The following is a 26,429-nucleotide window of genomic DNA, read 5'->3' as shown; positions in this document are numbered from 1 at the left end:
TGGGGTGTGGATAAGTCGGGTGTGCGCGGTTGTCGGCGTAGTGGCGCTGGCCGGTATGTCAGTGTCGTATCTGGGTGGCAGTGCGACGCTCGCGCGGTGGTGCGCGCTGGTTGCGGTAGTCGGCTTCTCGGTCGCAATAGCGGTATTGCCTCCTCGGCGCCGCTGGTGGCGGGATGGTGATGGAGCCGGCCGCGGTCGGCGGTCGTGAATGGTCGCGGGTGGGGTCCAGACGGTGCGGATACCTGCCCGACCTCCTCTTTCGACAGGCCGACCAGTCGTTGCGCCCAGTGGCTCACCCGGGTTGGCCGCGCGGCGGGTGGTGGTCTTTCGGTGGTGGTTGTTCACCGCGCGCCCAGGCGGTGATTCGTTTGCTGGCGGAGGTGTTGTAGGCCGGTTTGGTTTCAGAAGTATCGGAGCCAGATGTAGAGCCAGGCGAGGATGGTTGACCCGGCGGTGACGATGATGCCGTATTTGGTGAATTGCCAGAAGGTGATCTGGTGTCCGGCTCGGCGGGCGATGGCGAGGGCGACGATGTTGGCGCTGGCGGCAACGGCGGTGCCGTTGCCGGAGAAGTCGGCGCCGAAGGCGAAGGACCACCATAGTGCTTGGCCGGTGTTGTGGTCGGGGGTTTGTTCGACGAGCCCTTCCACGACCGGGGCCATGGTCGTGGTGTAGGGGATGTTGTCGATGAAGGCGGCCACGACAGCGGAACCGAAAACCAGCACGCCCGAGGCCAGCAAGGGCTGGTCACCGAAGGCGTTCACCGCGGCGGCACCGATGCGGTCGATGACACCGGTGTGGACGAGCCCGGCGACCATGACGAACAGGCCCATGAAGAATACGAGTGTGCCCCATTCGACTTCGCGCAGGACATCACCGATGTCGAGGTCGGCGACGAGGACCATGGCGCCGGCGCCGAGGAGCGCGACGATGGAGGGCGCGAGGTGTAGCACTGTGTGCAACCCGAAACCGACGATGACCGCGGTGAGCACGAGCAGAGATCGGGTGAGTAGCCGGGGGTCGGTGATGGCGCGGCGCTCCTGCAACGCCATGACGGTGTCGATATGGGCGTGGTTGTCGCGCAGGTGGTTTCGGAACAGCAGTTTGGTGGAGGCGACGAACAGCACGAAGATGACAGCCACGGCGGGGGCCATGTGGATGAGGAAGTCGTTGAAGCTCAGGCCGGCGCGGCTGCCGATGATGATGTTGGGTGGGTCCCCGATAAGGGTGGCGGCGCCGCCGATGTTGGAGGCGAGGACTTCGGCGATGAGGAACGGTTGCGGGGCCATCCGCAGCCGATCGCAGACAACGATGGTGACCGGGGCGACGAGCAGGATGATGGTGACGTTGTCGAGGATGGGTGAGGCGACGGCGGTGATGGTCATGAGCATGACCATCAGCCGGAACGGGTGGCCCTTGGAGCGTTTGGCCGCCCAGATGGCCAGGTAGTCGAACAGCCCGGTCTGTTTGATGACACCGACGATGATCATCATGCCCAGCAGCAGGAAGATCACGTTCCAGTCGATGCCCGCGTGGGCGTCATAGAAGACCTGTTCGCCGGGGATCAGCCCCAGCATGGTCATGAAGGCCGCGGCGATCAGGACGATTTTGACCTTGTTGGCGCGTTCGGTGGCGATGAACCAGAACGCGCCGATGAAGATTGTCAGCGCCAGTACTTGGCTCATCATCAGCTCGTCCGGGGCTGCTCGTCGGAGGTCAGTCGTCGGGGCCGGCGACGGCCAGGCTGGTGAGCAGACGTTCGAGGGTGACCGCGCCGAGCAGGCGGCGGGTGTTGTCGACGACAGCGACCAGGGGGCTGTGTTTTTGCGCCATGAGGGTGGCGATTTCGAGAAGGGTGGCGCCGGGGCGGATGGTGGCGGGTTTGGTGGCGGCCTCGGGCAGGCAGTCACCGACGGTCCAGCGGCCGGGTTCGTGCCAGAACAGCTCAGCGTGGACTTCGTCGATCGTCCGCACCAACGCCGGGTCGTCCTGATAGGAGCTGGGAATGGCCAGGCGCAGCACCTGGGTGCCGGGTAGCACCGCGACCGGGCGATCGTCGGCGTCGACGACGATCATTCCGGGCAGCCGGTTGACCACCATCAGCCGCATAGCCTTGGCGACCGGGTCATCGACACGGACGGTCGGGAGCTGGATCGCGATATCGCGTGCTTGCATGACGGGATCCGGTTGGGTGTCCAGGGAGGTGGCGGTCATCGTCGGCCTCGTTCGTCGATGAGCTGGTCGAGGCACCGCTCCAGCCGGGCCACCCGGTCCGGCAACGGCGCACTGTGCAGCAGCTCGGCGAGGCAGTCGGCTTCGTCGTATTCCAGCACGATCGCGCGCAGCGGTTCGTCGCGCGGCGGGTCGCCGTAGACGAGCAGCTGCTTGTCACCGTTACCGGTGGCCAGCAGTGCGAACCGTGCACCCGCGCGGGTCCGGAAGTGGTGCACCACGCCCTTGCCCGGAACTGTCGCGCGGTCGATGTCCATACCTGTGAACTCCTCCGCTGACCGAACCGAACTGTTGTGTTGACAGTCTGGGGTGCGGCAGGCACGGTCGCTATCGGTGCGAACACCCATTTCGGAGGGGGTCCGGTATGTAGCTGCCGGGTCGCTGGAATGGGTGCTGTGGCGCATGGACACCATCGCCAGGCACGCGCCACACTGGCAGGATGGAACGTCCTGCCAGCGGTATCGGCCTGTTCCGACGCCATACCCGCACTCCGGCGGACACGTTGTTCCGGCGGATCTTCCTGATCAACGGGCTGGTGTTCGCGTTGGGGACTCTGGTGCTGGCGGTGTCACCGGCGACGGTGTCCGCGCGGGTGCGGGTGACCGAGATCCCGGTGCTGGTGATCGGGTTGGCGGTCATCCTGGCCGCGAACGGGCTGCTGCTGCGGTCGAGTTTGGCTCCGTTGGACGGGTTGATCGCCTCGATGCGGCGGGTGGATCCGCTTCGTCGTAGCGGGCGCCTGGACCCTCCCGCCAACGGTGACCTGGCACAGTTGATCGACGCCTTCAACGCGATGGTCGACCGGCTCGAGTCCGAACGCAGCGCGGCCAGCGCCTCGGCATTGGCGGCTCAGGAAGGCGAACGCCAGCGCATCGCGCGTGAACTGCACGACGAGATCGGCCAAAGCCTCACCGTGGCCCTGTTGTCGATGAAACGCGCCGTCGACAAGGCTCCCGCCGCGGTCGCCGAGGAGTTGCGCAACGCCCGGGAAACGGTGCGGGGCTGCCTGGACGAGGTGCGCGGCATCGCCCGCCGGCTGCGTCCCGACGTTCTCGACGACCTCGGCCTGAACAGCGCGCTCAGCGCCCTGTGTAACGAGTTCAGCGATACCGCCGGAATCGAGGTCACCCGCGACATCGACCGGGCCCTGCCCCGGCTGGCGCCCGAGATTGAACTGGTCTGCTATCGCATCGCGCAGGAGGCGTTGACCAATGTGGTCCGCCACGCCCACGCCGGCCACGCTCAGCTCAGTCTGCACGCCCACGGCGACCATCTGGTGTTGCGGGTGCGTGACGACGGACGCGGCGGTGTCACCGTCGACGGTGCCGGGATCCGCGGGATGCGCGAACGAGCGCTGCTCATCGACGCCTCGCTGGCCATCACCTCACCCGCAGGGGATGGCACCGACATCGAAGTGACGATCCCGCGATATGAGCAACGGAGCCGACCATGACAAGCCCACCTGCTGCCGCGCGGATTCTGCTGGCCGATGACCACGCGCTGGTGCGTACCGGGCTGCGGTTGATCATCGACGCCGAACCCGACCTCACCGTGGTCGCCGAAGCCGCCAACGGCCACGAGGCCATCGAGCAGGTGGCCGACACCCCGGTCGATCTGGTGATCCTCGATATCGCGATGCCCCGGATGACCGGCATCCAGGCCGCCCGCGAAATCCACCGGGCACACCCCGATGTCCGGATGTTGATGCTGTCGATGTATGACAACGAACAGTACTTCTTCGAAGCCCTCAAAGCCGGCGCGTCGGGCTACGTCCTGAAATCGGTCGCCGACCGCGACCTGCTCGAAGCCTGCCGCGCCACCCTGCGCGGCGAACCGTTCCTCTACCCGGGGGCGGTCACCTCCCTGATCCGGGAGTGGCTTCAGCGCACCCGGGAAGGCACACCAGCACCAGCGAACATCCTCACCCCGCGGGAGGAGGAGATCCTCAAGCTCATCGCCGAGGGCCACTCCTCCCGCGAGATCGCCGACACCCTCTACATCAGCGTCAAAACCGTCGACCGGCACCGCGCCAACATCCTGGCGAAACTCGGGCTGCGCGACCGCCTAGCGTTGGCCCGCTACGCCATCCGCGCTGGACTGATCGAACCCTGACGCTTTCTCCGACGCACCGGTATCAGGCGGCGCACCCCCATCCGCTGCACTGGTGTCGGGCTCTGGGGCGGGTTTGCTGGCGCGCCAGGCCATGATCGGTTCGACCACTCGTGCCGCGATCGGCCCCAGCACCGCCATCAGCAGCACGTAGGTGGTCGCCATCGCCGCGAACTCGGCCGGGACCGCGCCCGCGGTGACCGCCAACCCAGCGATGACGATGGAGAATTCGCCATGGGCGACCAGCGCGGTGCCCGCCCGCGCACGCCCATGGCGTGAAGCCCCGGCGCGTTTGGCGGCCCACCAGCCGGTGGCCACCTTCGTCGCTGTGGTCACCACCGCCAGCAGACACGCCCACCCCAGCACCGGGGGGATGCTGGCCGGGTCGGTGCTCAGCCCGAACAGCACGAAGAACATCGCCGCGAACAGATCCCGCAACGGCTCGAGCAGCTTGGTGGCATTGTGCGCAGTCGAGTCCGAGATCGCGATACCGAGCAGGAACGCGCCCACCGCTGCCGATACCTGCACCGCCGACGCGACACCGGCCACCAGCAGCGCCGACCCCAGCAGCTTCAGCAGAAAGATCTCCCGATCCTCGCTGTCGACGATCATCGACACATACCGGCCATAGCGCAGCGCCACGACCAAGACCACGGTGACCGCCGCCAACGCGATCCCCAACGTCGTCAGCCCGGCCACGAACCCGACACCGGCCAGCACCGCGGTCAGCACCGGCAGATACCCGGCCATGACCAGATCCTCGAACACCAGGATCGACAGAATCGTCGGCGTCTCCCGGTTACCGAGCCGCCCGAGATCGTTGAGAACCTTGGCCACAATGCCGGAAGAGGAGATATAGGTGACTCCGGCCATCGCGATCGCACCGGTGGGACCCCACCCCAGCGCGAGTGCGACCAGCACCCCGGGGGTGGCGTTGAGGACGATGTCGAGCACACCCGCTGCCCAGGACTTCCGCATCCCGGTCACCAGCTCGCTGGCGCTGTATTCCAGACCGAGCAGCAGCAACAACAGAACCACACCGATCTCGCTGGCCAGGTGGATGAACTCGTCCACATGATCAAGCTCGACCAGCCCGCCGGTGCCGAACACCAGGCCACCGATCAGATACAACGGGATCGGTGACAACCCGATCCGCGCCGCCACCCGCCCCAACAGACCCAGACCGAAGAAGACCGCGCCCAGCTGAATCAGCGCGAGCGCGGTTTCGTGCGCCACCATCGCCTCAGCCGTCCACGAGGACTCTGCCGGCGGCCGATAGGCCCTCCGCGGTACCGACAACCACCAGCACATCACCGGCCGCGAACAAGAAATCCGGTCCCGGCGAGGCGATCGCGTGCCCGGCGCGCACTACCGCGACGATGGATGTCATCGTGCGAGTCCGCATCCGCGTCTCACCCAACAGGCGCCCGTCGTACACCGAGCCGCCGCGCAACGTCAGCTGTTTGGTGGTGACCCCCTCGAATTCGCTGTGCTCTTCGTTCAATTGCGCCACCAACTGAGGGGCGCCGAGCAAGTTCGCCAGCATCGCCGCCTCACGCGCCGACAACGAGATCTGGTCGGTCACATCAGGGTTATCGGGCTTGCTGACGATCAGATCGATCGTGCCGTCTCGATGATCGACGACCCCCACTCGCCGACCAGAACTCTTCAACGGAAAATCTTTACGCACGCCGATACCCGGCAGGGGCGTCACCTCAACATTCACGCGACCACCATAACGGGACAATCCGGGCAGGCATCCAGGGCAGACACCCACCCGCTACGCCATCCGCGCTGGCCTCACCCAGGCCCTGACCCCGCCACACCGCGATCAGTCCGCACCGTCGGGCTCGGCCAGTCTGCGCGACCCGATATCGCACTCGCGCCGGCAGGCGGTGTAGTACTCAGTTGTCATCGTCGGGTGCGTCGGGATCGCGCAGCGGGCGGTGGCTACCGCCGAGGTCGGGCAGGTGAAAACTGTAGTGCCCCTCCAGGCGAAGATGTTTGCGGACGAACGCCGAGAGCCGGGCGGCGTCGGCGTCGCGCACCGGGTAGTCCTGGGCGCGCAATTCGTCGAGCGCCCGGTCCAGATACACCGAATTCCACAGCACGACACAGTTCAAGATCAGCCCGAGCGCGGAGAGCTGGTCCTCCATGCCGTCGAGGTAGGTGCGGGTGATCTCGCCCTTCTTTCCGTGAAAGATGGTGCGTCCCAGGTCGTGACGACCCTCTTGGAGGTTCGCCTGCGCCTTGGCTTCGCGCCGGTAGGGTTCGTCGTCGGCCAGGCGCAGGATGTGCAGGGTCTTGAAGATGCGCCCGTAGTGCGCGATCGCCAGCCCCAGCGAGGTGGGGTTGCCGTCGCGGGAGATCATGCGGGTGACCTCGTGCCCGGACACCTCACCGCGATGCATCGACACCGCGACCCGGCACATGTCCTCCCAGTGCTCACTGATCTTGTCCAGATCGATCCGGCCGCGCGCTGCCTTGTCGAGGGGCCCGTAGTCGGCGGCCGGGTCGATGCGCCACAGGCGCTGATCGGGCAGGTTCGCCAGCTGTGGCCGGTACTTGTAGTCCAGCAGATGCAGGAGCCCAAAGACGATGTCGGAATACGAGCCGGAATCGGTGATGATGTCCTCGGGCACCGTGCTTCCCGCGGGTTGGCGCAGCACCACGTCGAGGGCGTTGAGCGAATCACGCGGAGTGCCCGACACCACCATCCCGTTCAGGCCCGCGGCCTGGTCGTTGAGCATATTCAGCCAGGTCGCGCCCTTCTTCGGCCCGAAGTACTTCCGGTTCCGCGGGCGTGGATCGTGCGGACGGGGACCACGAACCGCATTTCGTCCACGCTGGCGACCAGGCCGCCGCCCCACAGCTGCGCCAACGGCACCCGCGCTTGAGCGTTGACCAGCACCGTGTTCGCCGCGGCCATGGTGTCGGAGCGGATGTAGTGCTGGTCGACGTGGCGCAGCCGGTCCCGCGTCAACGCTTCGGTTCCCGGCGTCGTCACCGGTGCGAGACCGACGTTCATCGCCTGCGAACACAGCACCGCGGCCACCGAGACACCCAGGTCGGCGACGCGGGCGCTGGTGCCGGCGACGTGGGTGAATGATTCGGCGAACTCCGGGCACCACGACATCAGCTCGAGGACGAGTTCGGGCAGGTCCACCCGCGGCATCATGGCCGCGACCCGCCGCCGCAGATCGATGAGGCTGGGTGGATCGGGGACTGCGGTCAACGCGGCAACGTGCAGCTTTCCCTCCTCGTCCACGCTCGCCGGGGTGTCGTCACCGAGCCTCGCGGCCAGCTCCCGATAGGCGGCATCGACGCTGTCGGCGAGATCGGCGAGCAGCGGGCGCGGGTTGTCCGGCAACCCTAGCGCGTTCATGCCGGTGTCGCGGACCGATTCCCACGCCATGCCCGACAGCAAGTGTGCTCTCGGGTCGCGCCACTTCGAGGAGTGCTCGGCGAAGATGTTGCGGTAGCGCAGATGCCGGTGGAACTGCTCCAACACGCACAGCGTGTACGCGGCCCGGTCCACCGTCTCCTCCGGCCGCTCCGCCGGATACACCAGCCGCTGCCAGCCGCCGCCCACCAGGTCGTGATCCACGCGGCGAGCGTCCAGCCAGAGGGCGGGAAGTCCCCGGCGGCCGCGCTGCGGACAGATCAAGTCGGCCAGGTCGTGCATGGCCTTCAAGACCGGTTTGGCGTCGCCGGTGGCACCGAAGTCGATGTTGCGCATCATCCCGGGCAGGAACGAGCGGACCGTGGCGAACCGGCCCGCCAGCTCTTCGAGGCGATGTTCGTCGAACTCCGGATCCGCCTGCGGCACCAGCTCATCGATCGCGGCCAGCGCGACACGCAACTCGGATTTGGAGACGCTGTTCTCGATCAGATCCCACACCAACTCCAGCGACAGCCCCGGGTCGGCCTCGCTCATCTCCAGCAGCACCCGCACCGCACGGGCGAGCTTGCCGGCATTGCGCGTCACCCGCGGATAGCGGCGCAGCTTCTCGTCCTTGGACTGACGTTCGGCCTTCGCCATCAAGTCGGTGACCATGAGCAGATCGAACAACTCGAGAACATCATCGACCGCTTTCGCCCGCAACGTGAACGCCGTCGCCGCCAGCAACGCCAGCAGACGTTCGCGCTGGCTGCGCAGGCGCCGCAGATGCGAGTCTTTCCGGTGATCCCATGCGCGGCCAAGGCGATCAACCGGCGCGGCGGAACCTCGGTGACGTCCACCGACATCGGGACCACTCCGTTGAGGTCCCGCACCCGCGCCAGCGCGTGCTTCATGCCCGTCGACGACGGCGCGAACGCGCCCTTGCGCAGCCGTTCCAGCTCGACCACCTTGCGGCGGCCCTCGTCCCGGGTTTCCAGCAGCCCCGACAAGATTCCCGCCTCCCGGCCGGACAACTGGGACGCCAGATGCGTCCACAACCGCTGATCAGCGGCCTGCTTGCCCTCCGTAACGAGCCGTTCCAGCGTCGTCACACCCGGCAGCAGGGCCGCGCGTTCGCGTAACCAGCGCACCGCGCCCGCCTTCAGCGCCTTCGGGCCGTCGCCGGTCATCCACGCCTGATCGGCGACCCACGCCACCAACTCGGCCTCAACCTGCGAAAACTCGGTCAACCCGTCACAGCGGACGATCTCGTCCTGATGGTCGTAACGCGTCTGCTTGCGCTCGGTATAGGACTTCACACACGCCGGATCGGCGATACCGAGCTGTTCGGCGACGTATTCGACGACATCGGCGGGAACATCCAGCGGATCCGGCAGGAACATGCCCAGGTACCGCACAGTGACCAACTGGAGCGCGAAGCCGAGACGGTTACTGTCGCGGCGCCGATCGGTGATCAGCTTGCGATCCTCATCATCGAGGTGAAAGAACCGCTCCAAATCCATCCGCGTCAGCACACCGAACCCGCCGTACTCCACGCCACCCTCATCACGCACAGCCGCACATGAAACCACCAGCGGTACAACTGCGCTCGCCGTTCGGCCGAATCAACCCCGATCAGAAAGGATCTCGGCCGGATCCACCAGGCCAGCGGGCGGCGCGCTCACAACCGATGACGCCGACTTGACCGCTTACGCCCGCCGAACACCGACACGGCCAGATCAATCACCGCTTACCGCGACTTTTCTCGTCACTGGACCCCATATGCCGGTTCCTCTTGGCCGCGATCGGATCTGCTGTCGGGCTCGGCAATATCTGGCGCTTCCCCTACGTCGCGTACGAGAACGGCGGCGGTGCGTTTCTCGTCCCCTACTTGATCGCGCTGCTGACCGCGGGTATTCCGGTGCTGGTGTTCGAATACGCCATCGGGCACAAGTTCCGTGGCTCACCGCCGCGGGCCTTCCTGCGCCTGTCACGTCCTGCGGCCGCGATCGGCTGGTGGCAGGTGGCGATCTGCTTCGTGATCGCCACTTACTACGCGGTCATCATCGCCTGGGCCGTCCGCTATGTCGGTTTCTCGGTCGGTCAGCAGTGGGGTGATGATCCGGACGCCTTTTTCGCGGGTTTCGTCAAGCAAGCCGATGAGCCGGGCTTCGGCACCTCCTACGTCGCAGGTGTCGCGGTGCCGCTGATCGCGGTGTGGGTGGTGACGCTGGGTGTGCTCGCCTTCGGCGTGCGGCGCGGTATCGAGACCGCCAGCAAGATCTTCATCCCGCTGCTGGTGGTGCTGTTCGCCATCTTGGTCGTACGAGCGCTGTTCCTGCCCGGCGCGACGGAAGGACTCGACGCGTTCTTCTCGCCCGACTGGTCGGCGATCACCGACGGCAGCGTCTGGGTTGCCGCCTATGGGCAGATCTTCTTCTCGCTCTCGGTCGGGTTCGGCATCATGATCACCTATTCGTCCTATCTGCGCAGGCGCGCCGACCTCACCGGATCTGCCCTGGTGGCCGGATTCGCCAACAGCTCGTTCGAGATCCTGGCAGGCATCGGCGTCTTCGCCGCCCTCGGGTTTATGGCCACCCAGTCGGGAGTGGCGGTGAACGAGGTCGCGACGAGCGGAACTGGGCTGGCCTTCGTGGCGTTCCCGGAGATCATCTCCCAGCTCACCGTCGGCTCGGGCTGGTTCGGCCTGCTGTTCTTCGGATCGCTCGTGCTGGCGGGTCTGACGTCGCTGATCAGCATCGTCCAGGTCATCATCGCCGCGGTGCAGGATCGCACCGGAATGCGGCGTGTGCCCGCGGTGCTCATCGTCGGTGGTGCTACGGCGGCGGTCTCGATCGCGTTGTTCCCCACCGAGGGCGGACTGTTCCTCCTCGATGTGGCCGATCACTTCATCAACGCCTACGGGATCGCGCTCGCCGGCCTGATAGCGCTTATCGCGGTGGTGTGGTTGCTGCGCAAGCTGCCGATGCTCCAAGAGCACGTCGACGATATCTCGGCGATCCGCCTCGGACGCGTTTGGACGGTCACGCTGGGGGTGATCACGCCGGTCGTCCTCGGCTGGATGATGATCGACACGCTGCGCGCGGAGTTCGCGGAGAACTACGGCGGCTATTCCAACAGCTTCTTGCTCATCGCCGGTTGGGGAGTCGCTATCGGTGCCGTGGTCGTCGGTGTCTTGCTGGCGATGATTCCCTGGCGAGTGGTGGCCACCGATGAGTCGGCCGCAGGGACGGGAACGGTAGCGGGGCGGATACAGACGGGGAAGGCGGAAGATTGATGTCGGCTGGTGCGATCGTCATGATGATCGTCGCGATCACTGTGGTGTGGGGCGGGCTGGCGGCGTCTGTTCTGCTGCTCCGGCGGTTCCCGGAACCGCCCGAGGACGACTGACCCCGTCAGCGCGCGTGTCTTGAAAGTGGTTCGAGTACTCCAGTCAGATGTTCCGCGTGTGTCGAATCGTGCCATGTCCCGTTCGTCTCAGAAGTAGGCGTCCCGGTAGGGATGGCACTCGCACTCAGGTCACTGTGAAGGAGAAGTCGTCATGACCCCTGACGAAGAACTCACATCGGTCCCCGTTCCGCGCAGCCTGGCCGAGCGACAGGCGGATGCGCGCAGGCGGCTCGAATTCGGCTACCAGATGTGGCTGGCGACCGGTAGTGACGGTCATGGCGCGCATCTGATTCCGGTCGCTTGTGTATGGGACGGCTCAAGGTTGTACACCGCGACCTTCGCCGGCAGCAGGACGGTGATGAACACGAAGGCGTGCCCGCGGGCACGGGTCGCTCTCGGCGATACAGCCGACGTCGTCATGGTCGACGCCAGCGCATCGACAATCGAGGTCACCGACATCGGCGACGACATTGCCGAGCGCTACGCCACGGTGTCCACGGACCCGCGTACCCACCCCGAAGGCATGTTCGTTTACCTGCGCCTGCAGCCCCGGCGCATCCAGGTCTGGAACGGCATCCACGAGTTCGTCGGACGTACGGTCATGGTGGATGGCCGTTGGCTGGAGAGTTCGATCGACTAGGTCGGTGACCTGGTTGCGGACGGCGAGATTCTCGAATCTGATTGTCACAGAACGGTTTTCTATCAACCGGCGAATACCGTGTTCCACAGCGTGACGCACCTTGTATTCCTCGGCATCGACGACCGGCGGCCGTCCACCACAAGAGCCTTCTTCTTGCGATGGCCGGGCTGGTCGGTCTTGATCGGCTCGTCTCCTTGATTCCGCGTTGGCGCAGGTGCGCGCGGGGTTGGCACTCGAAACGCTTGGACCGCGTCGTGCTGGTGGCTTGCGAGTTCGGTACGGGCAAATCATGTGCGTTATGGTCGAGGAACTCGAAGAACGGACGGGGGCCTTGTGACCGAAACGCTGAAAGTGGAGCCCGACCATCTGGATGGGGCGGCTGCGAAGCTGGTCGCGCTGGCTGAAGGCAACGCGCAGACCGCAACGTATTTGAAGGAATGGCTCGATCTTCCGAGCTCAGAAGGCGGGCTGGTCCTTCGGGGCGTGATAGACGTCATCCAGGACGCGCTGACCGAGCTGCAATCGAATTACGCGCGGCTCGGACGCGTAACCAGTGAATCGGCCACCGAACTGGCCAGTGCGGCAACGATGTACCGGACCACGGATCGTGGATTCGCCGAAGCGTTGGACCGAACCTACGACAAGGACGGTGAGAAATGAGCTCGCCGACGGACAACCTGACCACGCCGGAGCCGGATGACCCGGTCCCGGACATGGTCGAGTTGGCCACCAACGCAAACGCCGTGTCACCGGCGTACTGGCTCAACAGCATCGTCAAGACCATCACCGGCTTCGATGCGTTGACGATCATCACCGACTATGTCGCGGGCGACTGGGCGGCAATGCAGAAAGCCGGTACCGCGATCGAGAACCTCGCCAAATACAACGCCGACTATGCCGTCAGCATTGATTCTGCGGTCGAAGAGTTCGAGGCCTCCTGGCGTGGCAACGCTGCCGACAACTCCCGCGCGTACTTCACCAAGCTCACCGATGGATTGAACAAGCAAGTAGATCCTCTGCAGCAGATCGCCGATGAAATCAAGGCCTTCGCGCTCTCGTCGTACGGGCTGGCGCAGACCGTGTCCGGTCTGGTGCAGACGCTGTTCGACCTCGCCGCGATGTATGCGATCAAGCAGGCAGCGGTCGCAGCGTTGAGCGCCACGGTTGCCGGGGCACCTGCGGCGGCGGCCATGCAAGCAGCCGCAGCCTTGGATGCTGCGAGGATGATCAAGACCTGGATCGACATCTGGGGCAAGCTGGGGCTGATGTTCGCCGGATCCGAAGGAACGATCGGCCTGATCTCAGCCGGAATCAATGGGGCGGTCGATTCCGCCGAGCTGCCTGCGATCAACGCCAGCGGCTATGACCATCCCGGGGTCTACGTATGAATTCTCCAGAGCCATTGCTGGACGTGGCCGGAGGCGACCCCGCCGTGTCACGTCAGCTGAAGGAGGCCCTTCGCCTCCTTGCGACGAATAGTCCCGATCCAGCTCTGAGAGAACAGATCGGTGCGGTCCTCGACGGCAAACTCGCAGTTCGTGATTTCGTCCGAGCCGAGGCATTCAATCAGACGCTCGACCGGGTCATGCCCGCCGCGCTGGCCGACTATGAGGCCATGTCCGAGGAGCAGCGCCAGCGGCTGGCCGAACAGGGCGAGGCGGAACTCGATCGCTACAAACAAGAGCCGGCCCAATCAGCTCCACCGGCGAAGACAACGGATCCGGCACTGGACGGTCAGCGGCAAACCGAGCAGCCGCAGCAGCCATCGGCTACCCCGGAGAAGGCATCGACCGGCCGTCTGATTCCCGGCACCCGCAAACCCAACCGCGACCTTATCGTCACACCGGACGAGCCAGACGATGACGACCTGTACTTCCGAGACCGTCGGCAGCGTGGATGGCTCGAATAGAGCGGGACGTCACGATTGCCGTTCGGGCCGACGTCGAACCAACCCACGTGTCGATGCAGTTACGCAGGCCGCTGCCGCCCGTGTGCAGCAAGCACGGCGAAGCAGCGGTTGAGCGTCGGGCTGCGGTGGTGAAGTTCCACTGGGACAACAACATTCGCGTCCAAACCACCCTCGGTTCAACACTGGCATGGGGATGGCGCAGGCTTCGGCGCGTTCCGCCCTCGACCGCAGCCGAACTCTACGGTGAGTGGCCTCTGTGCGCACGATGTGTGCGGCACCGACGATGGTCGCGAGTGGTGAGCATCGCCCTGATATCGGTCGGCCTGATTCCGATGATCGGGTTGATGATCGGGGGTTATCTCGGGTTCGTGCGCGGGCCGCTGTCACCGTTGTTGGCACTCGCGTTCCTGCCCGGCTGGTTCCCCGGGCTCCTGACCATCGCCTACGCGATCCACGAACGATCAACCAGATACATCGAAGCGCAGCCGATCCAGAGCGACACCGACATCGTCGTCCGAGCACACCCCGCCTTCGCCGCTGCGGTTGAGGCCATATCGAAGCAGTGATGCGCCGACGGAATACTGGGCGGGCGGTCGCCAGGGCCGAGTCAGGCGAAGGGCTCGAGCCCGAAACGGCCCACGGCCACGAAGACAGCCATGCCCAGGTAGAACACCTCGGCGACGGCTGTCGCCCACAACCCGCGCCGGATCCGCACGATGATCGCCCCGGCGAACAGTAGGGCCGTGCCTGTCGCGGCCACTGGCACCAGGATCGGCGCGATGTCGAGCACCGCGGGCAGAATCAGGCCAGCGGCGCCCAGGAGATCCACTACGCCAAGTGCTTTCAGGGCGGCCGGGCTGAAATCCTCGGCCCACGCGGCGTACTTACCGGCAGCGATGATCTTCTCTTTGGGGATCACGAGCTTGGCGCTGCTGGCCAGGAGCACGGCCGCGAGCACGCCGGCGACGATCCACAGTGCGACGTTCATGATTGACTACCTCCACATGTTCATGTCAGAAAACGGAATTCCTGTTTCTCTGACGGATCACGGCGAGGAAACCAGACACATGAACGGCAACGAACTGCTCGCGAAGCACTTCGAGGAGCATCGCAGCCATTTACGGGCAGTGGCCTACCGGATGCTGGGATCGCTCAGTGAGGCCGACGACGCAGTCCAGGTGGCATGGATCAAAGCGTCCGGCGCCGACATCAGCGGCGTCGCGAACCCGGCAGGCTGGCTGACGACCGTGGTGAGCCGGGTGTGCCTGGACATGCTCCGGTCCCGAGAGTCGCGCAACGAGGACTCCCTCGACGAACACGGTGCCGGGCTCGCTGCGCGGGTTCGGGCCGATCCCGAGGAGGAGGCGGTGCTCGCGGACTCTGTCGGCTCGGCGCTGCTGGTGGTCTTGGACAAACTCTCGCCGACCGAACGTATCGCCTTCGTCCTGCACGACCTGTTCGCCGTACCGTTCGCCGACATCGCACCGATCGTCGACCGCAGCCCGGAGACGACGCAACGGATCGCCAGCCGGGCGCGGCGACGGGTGCGAGGCCAGTCGGAGTTGGGCGGCGACCGGGCGCGGCGATACCGCGCTGTGGAAGCGTTTCTGGGGGCCGCGCAGAACGGCGAATTCGAGGCGCTGCTGGCAATGCTCGACCCGGAGGTCACCTACCGCCCTGATGAGGCCGCTCGTCTACTGGGTGCGGGGACAGATCTCGACGGGCGCCAGGCGCTGGCCGAGGCGTTCTGCGGAAAGGCGCAGCCGGCCCGTGCGATCATGCTCGATGGCGAGCCGGGCCTGGTGCTTGCGCAGTACGGCACACTGAAGCTGGTCATGACTATCCGATTCACCGGCGAGCGCATCGCGGCGATCAACGCGGTCGCCGACGATGACCGTTTGGCGACAATGGAACTCACAGTGCCCTAGTCGGAGCCGGACCGGTCTGTGTCCGGTCTCCGTCCGATACCGGAAGCTCTCACTGGCAGGCCACTGTTCCATCCGCAGTCGGGCCATGCCCTCGGTCCGGCATTGCCGTGGTTCGGCGAGAACAGGGTGGCAGCCGTTGCCGGAAGGGGAATTCGTCGTCACCAGGTGCGGCTGGCTGCCGGTCAGGTCGTGCGGATATCGAAGATCTGATCGAGGTGGTAGCAGAACACGGCTGCGGCGGCTTCGGCGGTGTGCTGGCCGATCAGGACCGCTGTGCCCAGTCCGTGGCTGAGCATGACCAGCCGTGTGGCTTCGGTAGCGGCGTCGATTCCGGCGGCGAGTTCGCCCGCGGCCGCGGCTCGGGAAAGGGCTTCGGTGAGTTCCTGTTCGAGGCGGTCGATTCCGGCGATGAACGGATGCTGGGCAAGTTCGGGGTCGGTCATGGCCAATAAGGGGCCGGGCGCGGACACGGGTTTTGGCGCTGTGGACCGCGATAGGGATAGCCCGGGGGTACGGCGGGCAATGTGCTGGGTGGTGCTCTCACCGAGTGGGGTTCGTGACGGGCGACGTTGCTGATCAACGTGCCGATCGGCGTCGGCGTTGCGGTGGCCGCGTTCGGTGTGATCGCCCCCGATGTTCGCGCGCAGTCTCGTCCACGCCCGGACATCCCGGGTGCGGTCCTGGTCACCGCCGGGCTCATGTCCACGGCGTACGGGATGGGGGAGGCTGCGGTGCGCGGCTGGACGGCACCGGTCACCATCGCCGCGCTGACGGCCGGGATCTTGTTGTTGGGCGGATTCGTTCTGGTCGAAACGTTGTGGGCAGACAACCCGCTGATCCCGGTGCGGTTGTGGCGGATCCGATCGGTGGTGGTGGGAAATGCGATGATGCTGCTGGCCGGGGCGTGCTTGAATCCGATGTGGTTCTTTCTGACGCTGTCGATGCAGAACGGCCTGGGTTACGGTCCGCTGCAGACGGGCCTGGCTTTCCTGCCCCACACCCTCCTCGCCGTAGCCGTGGGTGCACGGCTCACCCCATGGTTGATGGACCGAGGAGTTCCGGTGGGTGTTCGACCAGGCCGCCGCCGCGGCCGGGTTGAGCAGTATCGCTCCGCATGGCCTGCGCCATACGGCGGCGTCGCTGGCGATCAGTGCCGGGGCGAATATCAAGGTGGTTCAGCGGATGCTCGGCCACAAGACGGCCACGCTGACTCTGGACCTGTACGGGCACCTGTTCCCGGACGATCTCGACGCCGTAGCGGTCGGGATGGACGCCGGCGCCAGAACTGCTGCGGACCAATTGCGGACTGCATGAGATGACGACGTCGGAAGCGACGGCAAAAATACCGTCTGACCTGGTGCCGAGTGTGGGACTCGAACCCACACGTCCGTGAGGACAACGGTTTTTGAGACCGTCGCGTCTGCCAGTTCCGCCAACTCGGCGCACCGGGTGGAAATGATAGCGGGTGAGTGGGTTAATCGCCCAACCGGTCGCCTCACGGTTGTGACGTAGGGGGTGTGCGCTGGGTATATGCGTTCGATGCCGAGGTGAAAGGTACTCTTTACATCACTCGATTGCGTGACGGTGGGTCGTCGGCCGGTTCGTCCGGCTCTGGCCGCGGTCGATCGTGTCGGGGCTCGAGCATCGAACCAGAGGGGTCTTCTATGAGCACTACTGCGGGCGCGGACGCGAAGGCAGGCGCCGGGGCCAAGCGTGTCGTCGTCGCCGAGGACGAGGCCTTGATTCGCATGGATCTGGTCGAGATGCTCACCGAAGAGGGCTATCAGGTGGTCGGCGAGGCGGGCGACGGCCAGCAGGCGGTGGATCTGGCGGTGGAGCACCGGCCCGATCTGGTGATCATGGACGTGAAGATGCCGCGCCGCGATGGAATCGACGCGGCCGCCGAGATCGCCTCCAAACGTGTTGCGCCGGTGGTGATCCTGACCGCGTTCAGTCAGCGCGATCTGGTCGAGCGGGCACGCGACGCCGGGGCGATGGCCTATCTGGTGAAGCCGTTCACCAAGTCGGATCTGGTGCCCGCGATCGAGTTGGCCGCGAGCCGGTTCCATGAGATCACCGCGCTCGAGGGTGAGGTCGCGAGCCTGTCGGAGCGGCTGGAGACCCGCAAGCTGGTCGAGCGGGCCAAGGGCGTGCTGATGCAGACCCAGGGGCTGTCGGAGCCGCAGGCCTTCAAATGGATTCAGCGCACCGCGATGGATCGCCGTACCACCATGAAGGCGGTCGCGGAAGTGGTTCTGGAGAATCTGACCCCGCAGTGACCGCCGCTCGGGCCTTATACCCGACGCGATTTACATCGCGGAAACATGATCGCGAAAAAGAATTCGACACGATGTCATCTGCATGATCCGAATGTGATGCGGATCTAACCTGCCGACGCTATGTTTCTGCGCAGGCTGAGTGGTCGGCCTCCTCGGTTGCCCGGGGGAAGCACAGGAACGCAGAGGTGAATCGTGCTTAGTTCGACGTGGCGAAACCGTACGGTGCGAGTGCTGGGGGCCGGTGCGGCCGTAGCCCTGGTGTTGACCGGATGCAGCGATAAATCGACGGGGGATTCGGAGGCCACCGGCGCCGACACCGGGGGCCTGTCCATTCAGCCGGTGATGCAGATCGACGCCCAGGGCAAGGAAGTTCCGTCCACCGACACCGCCGCGGCCGCCGATCCCACCGGTGACGGTTCGGCGACCTGCCCGGAGAACACCTCGATCGCCATGGCGGGCGCACTGACCGGACCGAATGCCGCGCTCGGCATCAATATCCTCAACGGCGCGAAGCTGGCGATCGACCAGCACAACAAGGCCAATCCGGGTTGCCAGATCGAGTTGAAGGACTTCGACACCGAGGGCAACCCGCAAAAGGCCACGCAGATCATCCCGCAGATCGTCAACGATCCCACCGTCATCGGCTTGGTCGGCCCGGCCTTCTCGGGCGAGACCAAGGCCACCGGCCAGATCCTCAGCGACGCGGGCCTGGTGGCGGTGTCGTCCTCGGCCACCAACGCCTCGCTCACCCAGAACGGCTGGCGCAGCTTCTTCCGCGGCCTGGCCAACGACGACGTGCAGGGCCCGTCCGTGGCCAATTACATGATCAATACCGCCGGCTACAAGAAGGTGTGCGTCGTCCAGGACAACACCGATTACGGCACCGGCCTCGCCGCCAGCGTCACCGCCGCGCTCGGCCCGGTGGCCGATCCGGCGTGCGCGGCCAGTATCAAAGAGGGTGACAAGGACTTCTCCGCCACCGTCACCAAGATCGCCAGCGCGAACCCGGACGCGATCTTCTACTCCGGCTACTACGCCGAGGCCGCACCGCTGGCCAAGCAGTTGAAGTCCGGCGGCGTGGACGCCACCTTCGTTTCCGCCGACGGCAGCAACGACCCGCAGTTCGTCTCTCAGGCCGGTAGCTCGGCCAAGGGTGCGGTGCTGTCGTGCCCCTGCGGTCCGGCCCCGAAGGAATTCACCTCCGAATACGAGGCGCTCAACGGCCAGGCCCCCGGCGTCTACTCGGTGGAGGCCTATGACCTGGCCACCATCCTGGCCAAGGGCATCGACTCGGGCAAGCTCACCCGGCCCGACCTGCTCGAATTCGTCCGCTCCTATGACGGCGCCGGCCTGGCCCGGCAGTACAAGTGGAACCCCGACGGCGAACTGTCCAACGCGCTGATCTGGGTGTACGAGGTCAAGTAGCGGGAGTGGTACCGGCGCGTACCCCACGACCCTGCCGGAGGGTCGGGGTACGCGCCGATCCGTCAGGGGCGACAGCGATGAGGGCAAGGCACGGATGACTCCTACCGTTTACGTCGGCGCGTTACCGCTTGCCGACGGTTCGATCGACTTCAACTACGAGGGGGTGATCGATCAATTCTGGCGACTGACCGTCGACGGACTGTCCTACGGCGCGATCTACGCCCTGGTGGCGGTGGGCTACACGCTGGTGTACGGCGTGCTGCGGTTGATCAACTTCGCGCATTCGGAAGTGTTCATGCTCGGCATGTTCGGGCAGTACGTGGGGTTGATGCTGCTGGGATTCTCGCCCAGCGGTGATGTGTATTCCCAAGGTGTCATCCTCACCGTCACCTATCTGGGTTTGGCGATGCTGTTCGGGATGGCGGTCTCGGGTGCGGCGGCGGTGGGATTGGAGCGGGTCGCCTATCGGCCGTTGCGCCGTCGCGGCGCCAAACCATTGATCTTTTTGATCACCGCGATCGGAATGTCGTTCGTACTCCAGGAATTCGTGCATTTCATCCTGCCGAAACTGTGGCCGGATCTGGGTGGCACCAATGCCCAGCAACCGATCATCCTGGTCGAGCCGACGGTGCAGTTCAGTGTCGGCGGCGCCGACGTCACCAATGTGACGATCGTGATCGTGGTGGCCGCGGTGGTGCTCGCCGCGGCAGCCGAGATGCTGATCAACCGCACCAAGTTCGGGCGCGGCATCCGCGCGGTGGCTCAGGACCCGGATACCGCCACGCTGATGGGGGTGTCGCGGGAACGGGTCATCATGCTGACGTTCCTCATCGGTGGTGTGCTGGCCGGTGCGGCGGCGCTGTTGTACGCGCTGAAGATTCCCAACGGCATCATCTATTCCGGCGGTTTCGTGCTCGGTATCAAGGCCTTCAGCGCGGCGGTCCTCGGCGGCATCGGCAATCTTCGCGGCGCCTTGCTCGGCGGGCTGCTGCTCGGGCTGGCCGAGAACTACGGGCAGATCCTGTTCGGCACCGAATGGCGCGACGTGGTGGCGTTCGTGGTGCTGGTGCTGGTGCTGATGTTCCGGCCGACGGGCATCCTCGGTGAGAGTCTCGGGAGGGCCCGCGCATGAGTGAGAAGTCCACGCCGATCGAGGCTCCGAAGCCGCCGCCGCGGCCGATGCACGGTGTCGGCGACGCGTTACGCGGCTGGTGGGAGGGGCTGAGCCGGCCCGCGCAGTGGGCGGTCGGCGTTCCGGCGATCATCGCGCTCGCCCTGCTTCCGCTGTTCCCGCCGCCGCTGCTGGACACCCCCGGCACCAGTTTCGGCGGCGTGATGGCCCAGTTCGCGATGTACGCGCTGATCGCGATCGGGTTGAACGTGGTGGTCGGGCAGGCGGGCCTGCTCGACCTCGGATATGTCGGCTTCTACGCCGTCGGCGCCTACACCGTCGGCCTGTTGACCAGCCCGAACAGCCCGTGGAATCAGACCGACGGCGGCTGGCTCGACTCCGACTGGGCGTGGCTGGCGTGTGTGCCGCTGGCCATCGCGGTGACCGCGGTGTCCGGGTTGATCCTCGGCTCGCCGACCCTGCGGCTGCGCGGTGACTACCTGGCCATCGTCACCCTCGGGTTCGGTGAGATCGTGCGACTGCTCGCCGACAATCTCGGCGATCTGACCAACGGCAGCCTCGGCCTGTCCGGCATCGCCTACCCGCGTGTCGGCGAATCCGAGGAGCGCCCGACCGGGGTGTTCTCGGCGGGCAATGTCGGTGCGGGCGACAGCGCGAACCTGCTCGACCGCGCCAACTCCGGCACCTGGTGGTACTGGCTCGGCATGATCTGCGTGATCGTGGTGCTGCTCATCGTCGGCAACCTGGAACGCAGCCGGGTGGGCCGCGCCTGGGTCGCGATCCGCGAAGACGAGGACGCGGCCGAGATCATGGGCGTGCCGGCGTTCAAATTCAAGCTGTGGGCGTTCATGATCGGCGCCGCCGTCGGCGGATTGTCCGGCGCCTTGTACGCGGGCCAGGTGCAGTTCATCAATCCGACCGGGTTCAACATCATCAACTCGATGCTGTTCCTGTGCGCGGTGGTGATCGGCGGTCAGGGCAACAAGCTCGGCGTCATCGTCGGGGCGTTCCTGATCGTGTACCTGCCCAACCGGTTGATGTCGGTGCAGCTGGTCACCGATGAAACCGCGGGCTATATCCAGCTCGGCGTGCTGGCGGTGGTGTTCGCCGGACTCGCGCTGGCGTGGAAGCGGTGGATGCACGAGCGCGGCGTGTGGGCGCGCAGGCTGTTCGTCACCGTCACGGTGGTGCTCGGGGTGTACTGGCTGGTCCTGCTCGGCAGCGTGCTGCTGTTCCGGCCGCAGGGCGCGCAGACCCTCGGCGACCTGAAGTATCTGTATTTCGGCATCGCGCTGGTGGTGATGATGATCCTGCGGCCCCAAGGCCTGTTCCCGATGCGGCAGAAACTGCTGGCCTACGGCAGGCAGATCTATCTCGCGGTGCGCAGACCGATGACGGCCGAACCGGTGGGAGCGAAGCGATGACCGGGCCGGGCGCGGGCGACGCACTGTTCGACAACGAAGATATGGCCGCGGGGTATGCCCCGGAACCGGAGGTGGAGTCAGCGGGCACCGTCGACGTCGAGGCCGTCGACCCGGCGCTGGCCGATGCGGCCGCGGTCGCCGAGGCGGTCGCTCCGCGCCGCGAGATCGAGACCGAGGTCGGCGCGCCACTGCTGCGCACCGAGGGGTTGACCGTGAAGTTCGGCGGCCTGACCGCACTCGATGCCGTCAGCTTCGAGATCCGCCGCGGTGAGATCCTCGGCCTGATCGGCCCCAACGGTGCCGGCAAGACCACCTGCTTCAATGCCATCACCGGCGTGTACCGGCCCTCGGCGGGCACGGTGTATTTCGACGGCAAGCCGCTCACCAAGACCAAACGCAATGCCATCACCCGCCTCGGCATCGCCCGCACCTTCCAGAACGTGCGGCTGTTCGGGGAGATGACGGCCCTGGAGAACGTCGTGGTCGGCACCGATGCCAGGCACAAGACCTCGGTGCCAGGCGCGATCTTCCGCACGGCCAGGCATCGGCGCGAGGAACGCGACGCCATCGAACGCGGCATGGCGTTGCTCGAATTCGTCGGTATCGCGCCGCGCGCGGTGGAGAAGGCGCGCAACCTGTCCTACGGCGATCAGCGTCGCCTCGAGATCGCCCGTGCGCTGGCCACCGAACCGAAGCTGCTGTGCCTGGACGAACCGGCGGCGGGGTTCAATCCGAGCGAGAAGTCGGCGTTGATGGACCTGATCCGCAAGATCCGCGACGACGGGTTCACCGTGCTGCTGATCGAGCACGACATGCGGCTGGTGATGGGGGTGACCGACCGGATCGTCGTCCTGGAATTCGGCCGCAAGATCGCCGATGGCCTGCCCGCCGACATCCGGGCCGATCCGGCGGTGATCGCCGCCTATCTCGGTGTGCCCGACGACGAGGACGGACAGGACGCATGAGCACAGCCACATCGATGCTGGAAGTCGACGAGATCTACGTCAACTACGGCAGAATCCGAGCGCTGCACGGCATCTCGCTGCGCGTGGCCGAAGGCGAACTGGTCACCCTGCTCGGCGCCAACGGTGCGGGCAAGACCACGACGATGCGCGCGCTGTCGGGCCTGCTGCCGCTGACCAAGGGGCGCATCGTCTTCGAAGGTCGCGACATCAGCCGGATGAAAGCCCACGAACGGGTCGTGGCCGGGTTGATCCAGGCACCGGAGGGCCGCGGCATCTTTCCCGGTATGTCCGTGCAGGAAAATCTGGACATGGGTTGTTACGCACGGCCTTTCAAACAGAAGGCCGACTACGCCGCGACCCTGGAGCGGGTGTTCGAGCTGTTTCCGCGGCTGCAAGAGCGGCGCAAACAGGTCGGCGGCACGCTCTCCGGCGGCGAGCAGCAGATGCTGGCGATCGGCCGGTCGCTGATGGCGCGCCCGCGCCTGCTGCTGCTCGACGAACCCTCGATGGGGTTGGCGCCCATGGTGATCCAGCAGATCTTCCGCATCATCAGCGAGATCAACCAGCAGGGCACCACGGTGCTGCTGGTCGAGCAGAACGCCAGGCAGGCGCTCAAACGCAGCGACCGCGGCTACATCCTGGAGACCGGTGCGGTGACCAAGTCCGGTACCGGTGCGGACCTGCTGGTCGACCCGGCGGTGAAGTCGGCGTACCTGGGTGTCGGGTGAGTGGCGCGCGCCCGGGTGTCGGCGGTTCGACTTGTCGGTGGCTGTCCCTACACTCTGGGGGGTGAGTTCACCGACGACAGCCCCGCGTTCTGCCTCTTCCGGATCCGGCACGGCACCGAGCACCGCGTCGAGTGCCGCCGCGACGGCCACGGGGGAGCGGCCGACGCTATTGCTGATCGACGGCCACTCGGTGGCCTATCGCGCCTTCTACGCGCTACCGGCGGAGAACTTCAAAACCGTCACCGGCCAGACCACCAACGCGGTGTACGGGTTCACCGCCATGCTGATCAACCTGCTGCGCGATGAGAAGCCCACCCATATCGCGGCGGCCTTCGACGTCTCGCGCCAGACCTTCCGCACCGAGGCCTACCCCGAATACAAGGCCAACCGCACCACCACGCCGGACGAGTTCCGCGGCCAGGTCGAGCTCACCAAGGAGGTGCTGGGCGCGCTCGGCATCCCCGTGATGGCCATCGACGGCTACGAGGCCGACGACGTCATCGCCACGCTCACCACCCAGGCGGCGCCGCAGGGTTACCGGGTGCTCATCGTCACCGGCGACCGTGATTCCATCCAGCTGGTCAACGACGACGTCACCGTGCTGTACCCGCGCAAGGGCGTCTCCGATCTCACCCGCTTCACCCCCGAGGAAGTGCAGGCCAAATACGGTCTCAGCCCGGCGCAGTACCCGGACTACGCAGCGCTGCGCGGCGACCCGAGCGACAACCTGCCCGGCATTCCCGGCGTGGGGGAGAAGACCGCCGCCAAGTGGATCCGCGAATACGGTGATCTGGCCACCCTGGTCGACAAGGTCGACGAGGTGCGCGGCAAGGTCGGCGACGCGCTGCGCGCCAACCTGAGCAGCGTGGTGCTCAATCGTCAGCTCACCGAGATGGTGCGCGATGTGCCGCTGCCCTACACCCCCGATCAGCTCGCTCAGGGGCCGTGGGACCGTGAACGCATCCACCGGCTCTTCGACGACCTGGAATTCCGGGTGCTGCGCGACCGGCTGTTCGAAACGCTGGCACCGCCCAGTCCGGAGGCGGAGTCCGGTTTCGAGATCAGCGGTTCGTCGCTGGCGCCGGGCAGCGTCGGCGATTGGCTCACCGATCACGCGCCGGCCGGGGTGCGCCACGGGGTGTCGGTGGTCGGTTCCGGTGCGCCGGCGCACGGCGACGTCAAGGCGATCGCCATCGCCGCGGCCGACGGTGAGGGCGCCTATATCGACGTCACCGGAATGACGCCCGAGGACGAAGCCCGCCTCGGCGCCTGGCTGGCCGATCCGGCGCGTCCCAAAGCCTTGCACGAGGCGAAGTCCGCGATCCACGCCCTGCGCGGGCGCGGGTGGACGCTGGCCGGGCTCACCAGCGATACCGCGCTGGCCGCCTACCTGGTGCGGCCGGGGCAGCGCAGCTTCAACCTCGACGATCTGTCGCTGCGCTACCTGCACCGGGAGCTGCGCGCCGAAACCGACGAGACCCCGCAGCTGTCGCTGCTCGACGACGAAGACGCCGTCGACACCGAACTCGCCAAGGCCGAGATGCTGCGCGCCCGCGCCGTCGCCGATCTCGCCGAAGCCCTCGACGGCGAGCTGGCGAACATCGAATCCACCGCACTGCTCGGCGAGATGGAGTTGCCGCTGCTGGAGGTGCTGGCCACGCTCGAAGACGCGGGCATCGCCGTCGACGTCGACCAGCTGGAAACGCTGCAACGCCAGTTCGCCGACAAGGTGAACGAGGCCGCCGAGGCGGCCTACGGCGTGATCGGCAAGCAGATCAACCTCGGCTCGCCCAAACAGTTGCAGGTGGTGCTGTTCGACGAGCTCGACATGCCCAAGACCAAGCGCACCAAGACCGGCTACACCACCGACGCCGACGCGCTCGAATCGCTCTACGAGAAGACCGAGCATCCGTTCCTTGCGCATCTGCTGGCCCACCGCGATGCCACCCGGCTCAAGGTCACCGTGGACGGCCTGCTCAAGTCCGTCGCCGACGACGGCCGCATCCACACCACCTTCAACCAGACCATCGCCGCCACCGGCCGGTTGTCCTCCACCGAGCCGAACCTGCAGAACATCCCCATCCGCACCGACACCGGCCGCCAGATCCGCGACACCTTCGTCGTCGGCCCCGGTTACGAATCGCTGATGACGGCCGACTACAGCCAGATCGAGATGCGGATCATGGCGCATCTGTCCGGCGACGCCGGCTTGATCGAGGCCTTCAACTCCGGGGAGGATCTGCACACCTTCGTCGCGTCCAAGGCCTTCGACATCCCGATCTCGGAGGTGAATCCGGAGATGCGGCGCCGGATCAAGGCCATGTCGTACGGCCTGGCCTACGGTCTGAGTTCCTACGGCCTGTCCGCGCAGCTGAAGATCAGCACGCAGGAGGCCAAGGACCAGATGGAGGTCTACTTCGCCCGGTTCGGCGGTATCCGCGACTACCTGCACGAGGTGGTGGAACAGGCCCGCAAGGTCGGCTACACCCAGACCCTGTTCGGCCGCCGCCGCTATCTGCCCGACCTGGATTCCAGTAACCGTCAGCGCCGCGAGGCCGCCGAACGGATGGCGCTGAACGCGCCGATCCAGGGCACCGCCGCCGACATCATCAAGGTCGCGATGATCAACGTGCACAAGGCCATTCAGGACGCGGGCCTGAAGTCGCGGATGCTGCTGCAGATCCACGACGAACTGCTCTTCGAGGTCGCCACCGGTGAACGGGAAGCCCTGGAGGAACTGGCCAGGCGGGAGATGGCAGCGGCCATCGACCTGTCGGTGCCGCTGGATGTGTCCGTCGGCACCGGCCGCAGCTGGGACGCCGCCGCGCACTGATAGCCGTACCGGTCTCGGCCGGTGCGTCGGTC

Annotated in this window: 27 protein-coding genes, 1 tRNA gene and 1 pseudogene; 18 read left to right on the top strand and 11 right to left on the bottom strand. The window is 66.1% G+C overall.

What is annotated here, in order from left to right; translation table 11 throughout:
• Positions 1 to 401 precede the first annotated feature (401 nt).
• From AC5W7N_RS22185 to AC5W7N_RS22175, 3 genes are read right to left on the bottom strand one after another with little or no spacing between them, the layout of a single operon-like run.
• Positions 402 to 1,688 carry an ArsB/NhaD family transporter gene (locus AC5W7N_RS22185; RefSeq protein ID WP_495922092.1) on the bottom strand — a complete coding sequence of 429 codons (1,287 nt, stop codon included), beginning with the start codon at positions 1,686 to 1,688 and terminating at the stop codon, positions 402 to 404.
• Positions 1,689 to 1,716: 28 nt separating this feature from the next.
• On the bottom strand, positions 1,717 to 2,214 hold the full coding sequence (locus AC5W7N_RS22180) for a CBS domain-containing protein (RefSeq protein WP_228821640.1): 498 nt from the start codon (positions 2,212 to 2,214) through the stop codon (positions 1,717 to 1,719).
• The gene (locus AC5W7N_RS22175) at positions 2,211 to 2,489 is read right to left on the bottom strand and encodes a cation:proton antiporter regulatory subunit (protein ID WP_495922091.1); all 279 of its coding nucleotides are present in this window, start codon (positions 2,487 to 2,489) and stop codon (positions 2,211 to 2,213) included. The genes AC5W7N_RS22180 and AC5W7N_RS22175 overlap by 4 nt, the downstream gene beginning before the upstream one ends.
• A 182-nt stretch (positions 2,490 to 2,671) precedes the next feature.
• On the opposite strand from AC5W7N_RS22175, the gene AC5W7N_RS22170 reads away from it, so the two are divergent.
• Both AC5W7N_RS22170 and AC5W7N_RS22165 read left to right on the top strand, forming a co-directional pair.
• Positions 2,672 to 3,685, top strand: a complete 1,014-nt coding sequence (locus tag AC5W7N_RS22170) for a sensor histidine kinase (protein ID WP_195007326.1) — start codon at positions 2,672 to 2,674, stop codon at positions 3,683 to 3,685.
• On the top strand, positions 3,682 to 4,344 hold the full coding sequence (locus AC5W7N_RS22165) for a response regulator (RefSeq protein ID WP_195007327.1): 663 nt from the start codon (positions 3,682 to 3,684) through the stop codon (positions 4,342 to 4,344). The genes AC5W7N_RS22170 and AC5W7N_RS22165 overlap by 4 nt, the downstream gene beginning before the upstream one ends.
• Here AC5W7N_RS22165 and AC5W7N_RS22160 read toward each other — a convergent pair.
• From AC5W7N_RS22160 to AC5W7N_RS22140, 5 genes are all read right to left on the bottom strand, one after another.
• On the bottom strand, positions 4,297 to 5,580 hold the full coding sequence (locus tag AC5W7N_RS22160) for a cation:proton antiporter (RefSeq protein ID WP_195007328.1): 1,284 nt from the start codon (positions 5,578 to 5,580) through the stop codon (positions 4,297 to 4,299). The genes AC5W7N_RS22165 and AC5W7N_RS22160 overlap by 48 nt on opposite strands.
• A gap of 4 nt (positions 5,581 to 5,584) precedes the next feature.
• Positions 5,585 to 6,067 (bottom strand): cation:proton antiporter regulatory subunit, encoded by a 483-nt coding sequence (locus AC5W7N_RS22155; protein WP_195007329.1) that lies wholly within the window; start codon positions 6,065 to 6,067, stop codon positions 5,585 to 5,587.
• Between the two features lie 178 nt (positions 6,068 to 6,245).
• Complete coding sequence (locus AC5W7N_RS22150; RefSeq protein ID WP_267469126.1) at positions 6,246 to 7,091, bottom strand: Tn3 family transposase; 846 nt, start codon at positions 7,089 to 7,091, stop codon at positions 6,246 to 6,248.
• 2 nt (positions 7,092 to 7,093) lie between these two features.
• The gene (locus AC5W7N_RS22145) at positions 7,094 to 8,398 is read right to left on the bottom strand and encodes a Tn3 family transposase (protein ID WP_495922090.1); all 1,305 of its coding nucleotides are present in this window, start codon (positions 8,396 to 8,398) and stop codon (positions 7,094 to 7,096) included.
• A complete protein-coding gene (locus AC5W7N_RS22140; protein WP_280499823.1) occupies positions 8,383 to 9,297 on the bottom strand; it encodes a DUF4158 domain-containing protein in 915 nt (304 codons plus the stop codon). The genes AC5W7N_RS22145 and AC5W7N_RS22140 overlap by 16 nt, the downstream gene beginning before the upstream one ends.
• 221 nt (positions 9,298 to 9,518) lie before the next feature.
• On the opposite strand from AC5W7N_RS22140, the gene AC5W7N_RS22135 reads away from it, so the two are divergent.
• The 7 genes from AC5W7N_RS22135 (at position 9,519) to AC5W7N_RS22105 (ending at position 14,249) form a co-directional block, all read left to right on the top strand.
• Positions 9,519 to 11,021: a sodium-dependent transporter gene (locus AC5W7N_RS22135; RefSeq protein WP_228821641.1), complete on the top strand. Its 1,503-nt coding sequence runs from the start codon at positions 9,519 to 9,521 to the stop codon at positions 11,019 to 11,021.
• Positions 11,021 to 11,134 carry a methionine/alanine import family NSS transporter small subunit gene (locus AC5W7N_RS22130; RefSeq protein ID WP_195007330.1) on the top strand — a complete coding sequence of 38 codons (114 nt, stop codon included), beginning with the start codon at positions 11,021 to 11,023 and terminating at the stop codon, positions 11,132 to 11,134. The genes AC5W7N_RS22135 and AC5W7N_RS22130 overlap by 1 nt, the downstream gene beginning before the upstream one ends.
• Positions 11,135 to 11,285: 151 nt before the next feature.
• Positions 11,286 to 11,774 carry a pyridoxamine 5'-phosphate oxidase family protein gene (locus tag AC5W7N_RS22125; RefSeq protein WP_195007331.1) on the top strand — a complete coding sequence of 163 codons (489 nt, stop codon included), beginning with the start codon at positions 11,286 to 11,288 and terminating at the stop codon, positions 11,772 to 11,774.
• A 333-nt stretch (positions 11,775 to 12,107) separates the two neighbouring features.
• The gene (locus AC5W7N_RS22120) at positions 12,108 to 12,434 is read left to right on the top strand and encodes a type VII secretion target (RefSeq protein WP_195007332.1); all 327 of its coding nucleotides are present in this window, start codon (positions 12,108 to 12,110) and stop codon (positions 12,432 to 12,434) included.
• On the top strand, positions 12,431 to 13,162 hold the full coding sequence (locus AC5W7N_RS22115; protein WP_195007333.1) for a WXG100 family type VII secretion target: 732 nt from the start codon (positions 12,431 to 12,433) through the stop codon (positions 13,160 to 13,162). Before AC5W7N_RS22120 ends, AC5W7N_RS22115 begins: the two co-directional genes overlap by 4 nt.
• Positions 13,159 to 13,683 carry a hypothetical protein gene (locus tag AC5W7N_RS22110; protein ID WP_195007334.1) on the top strand — a complete coding sequence of 175 codons (525 nt, stop codon included), beginning with the start codon at positions 13,159 to 13,161 and terminating at the stop codon, positions 13,681 to 13,683. Before AC5W7N_RS22115 ends, AC5W7N_RS22110 begins: the two co-directional genes overlap by 4 nt.
• Positions 13,684 to 13,979: 296 nt before the next feature.
• Positions 13,980 to 14,249, top strand: coding sequence for a hypothetical protein (locus AC5W7N_RS22105; protein ID WP_495922089.1), 270 nt, complete (start codon positions 13,980 to 13,982; stop codon positions 14,247 to 14,249).
• A gap of 41 nt (positions 14,250 to 14,290) precedes the next feature.
• Here AC5W7N_RS22105 and AC5W7N_RS22100 read toward each other — a convergent pair whose 3' ends face one another.
• Positions 14,291 to 14,671: a DoxX family protein gene (locus AC5W7N_RS22100; RefSeq protein ID WP_495922088.1), complete on the bottom strand. Its 381-nt coding sequence runs from the start codon at positions 14,669 to 14,671 to the stop codon at positions 14,291 to 14,293.
• A 79-nt stretch (positions 14,672 to 14,750) separates the two neighbouring features.
• Here AC5W7N_RS22100 and AC5W7N_RS22095 point away from each other — a divergent pair, with 79 nt between their 5' ends.
• The gene (locus AC5W7N_RS22095) at positions 14,751 to 15,611 is read left to right on the top strand and encodes a sigma-70 family RNA polymerase sigma factor (protein WP_194991987.1); all 861 of its coding nucleotides are present in this window, start codon (positions 14,751 to 14,753) and stop codon (positions 15,609 to 15,611) included.
• 182 nt (positions 15,612 to 15,793) lie between these two features.
• Here the strand turns inward: AC5W7N_RS22095 and AC5W7N_RS22090 are convergent, their stop codons facing one another.
• On the bottom strand, positions 15,794 to 16,054 hold the full coding sequence (locus AC5W7N_RS22090) for a TetR family transcriptional regulator C-terminal domain-containing protein (RefSeq protein ID WP_194991984.1): 261 nt from the start codon (positions 16,052 to 16,054) through the stop codon (positions 15,794 to 15,796).
• Positions 16,055 to 16,664: 610 nt separating this feature from the next.
• On the opposite strand from AC5W7N_RS22090, the pseudogene AC5W7N_RS22085 reads away from it, so the two are divergent.
• Positions 16,665 to 16,925, top strand: a pseudogene (locus AC5W7N_RS22085) (tyrosine-type recombinase/integrase); the annotation flags it as partial.
• A gap of 41 nt (positions 16,926 to 16,966) precedes the next feature.
• Here the strand turns inward: AC5W7N_RS22085 and AC5W7N_RS22080 are convergent.
• Positions 16,967 to 17,053, bottom strand: a tRNA-Leu gene (locus AC5W7N_RS22080).
• Between the two features lie 222 nt (positions 17,054 to 17,275).
• Here AC5W7N_RS22080 and AC5W7N_RS22075 point away from each other — a divergent pair.
• The 7 genes from AC5W7N_RS22075 to polA all read left to right on the top strand — a co-directional run bounded on the left by AC5W7N_RS22075 (position 17,276) and on the right by polA (position 26,397).
• Positions 17,276 to 17,890 carry an ANTAR domain-containing response regulator gene (locus AC5W7N_RS22075; RefSeq protein ID WP_014350328.1) on the top strand — a complete coding sequence of 205 codons (615 nt, stop codon included), beginning with the start codon at positions 17,276 to 17,278 and terminating at the stop codon, positions 17,888 to 17,890.
• Between the two features lie 228 nt (positions 17,891 to 18,118).
• Positions 18,119 to 19,315 carry a branched-chain amino acid ABC transporter substrate-binding protein gene (locus AC5W7N_RS22070; protein WP_495924171.1) on the top strand — a complete coding sequence of 399 codons (1,197 nt, stop codon included), beginning with the start codon at positions 18,119 to 18,121 and terminating at the stop codon, positions 19,313 to 19,315.
• Between the two features lie 94 nt (positions 19,316 to 19,409).
• Positions 19,410 to 20,447, top strand: a complete 1,038-nt coding sequence (locus AC5W7N_RS22065; protein WP_163813740.1) for a branched-chain amino acid ABC transporter permease — start codon at positions 19,410 to 19,412, stop codon at positions 20,445 to 20,447.
• Positions 20,444 to 21,871: a branched-chain amino acid ABC transporter permease gene (locus AC5W7N_RS22060; RefSeq protein ID WP_163813741.1), complete on the top strand. Its 1,428-nt coding sequence runs from the start codon at positions 20,444 to 20,446 to the stop codon at positions 21,869 to 21,871. Before AC5W7N_RS22065 ends, AC5W7N_RS22060 begins: the two co-directional genes overlap by 4 nt.
• Positions 21,868 to 22,836, top strand: a complete 969-nt coding sequence (locus tag AC5W7N_RS22055; protein WP_163813742.1) for an ABC transporter ATP-binding protein — start codon at positions 21,868 to 21,870, stop codon at positions 22,834 to 22,836. Before AC5W7N_RS22060 ends, AC5W7N_RS22055 begins: the two co-directional genes overlap by 4 nt.
• On the top strand, positions 22,833 to 23,564 hold the full coding sequence (locus AC5W7N_RS22050; protein WP_228807136.1) for an ABC transporter ATP-binding protein: 732 nt from the start codon (positions 22,833 to 22,835) through the stop codon (positions 23,562 to 23,564). The genes AC5W7N_RS22055 and AC5W7N_RS22050 overlap by 4 nt, the downstream gene beginning before the upstream one ends.
• Before the next feature lie 61 nt (positions 23,565 to 23,625).
• Complete coding sequence (gene polA, locus AC5W7N_RS22045; protein WP_495922087.1) at positions 23,626 to 26,397, top strand: DNA polymerase I; 2,772 nt, start codon at positions 23,626 to 23,628, stop codon at positions 26,395 to 26,397.
• The last annotated feature ends 32 nt before the right edge of the window (positions 26,398 to 26,429 follow it).

The organism is Nocardia sp. CDC519, assembly GCF_059509835.1.
Note: the sequence above shows the minus strand (reverse complement) of the source record. Positions and strands in the feature narration are given on the sequence as shown.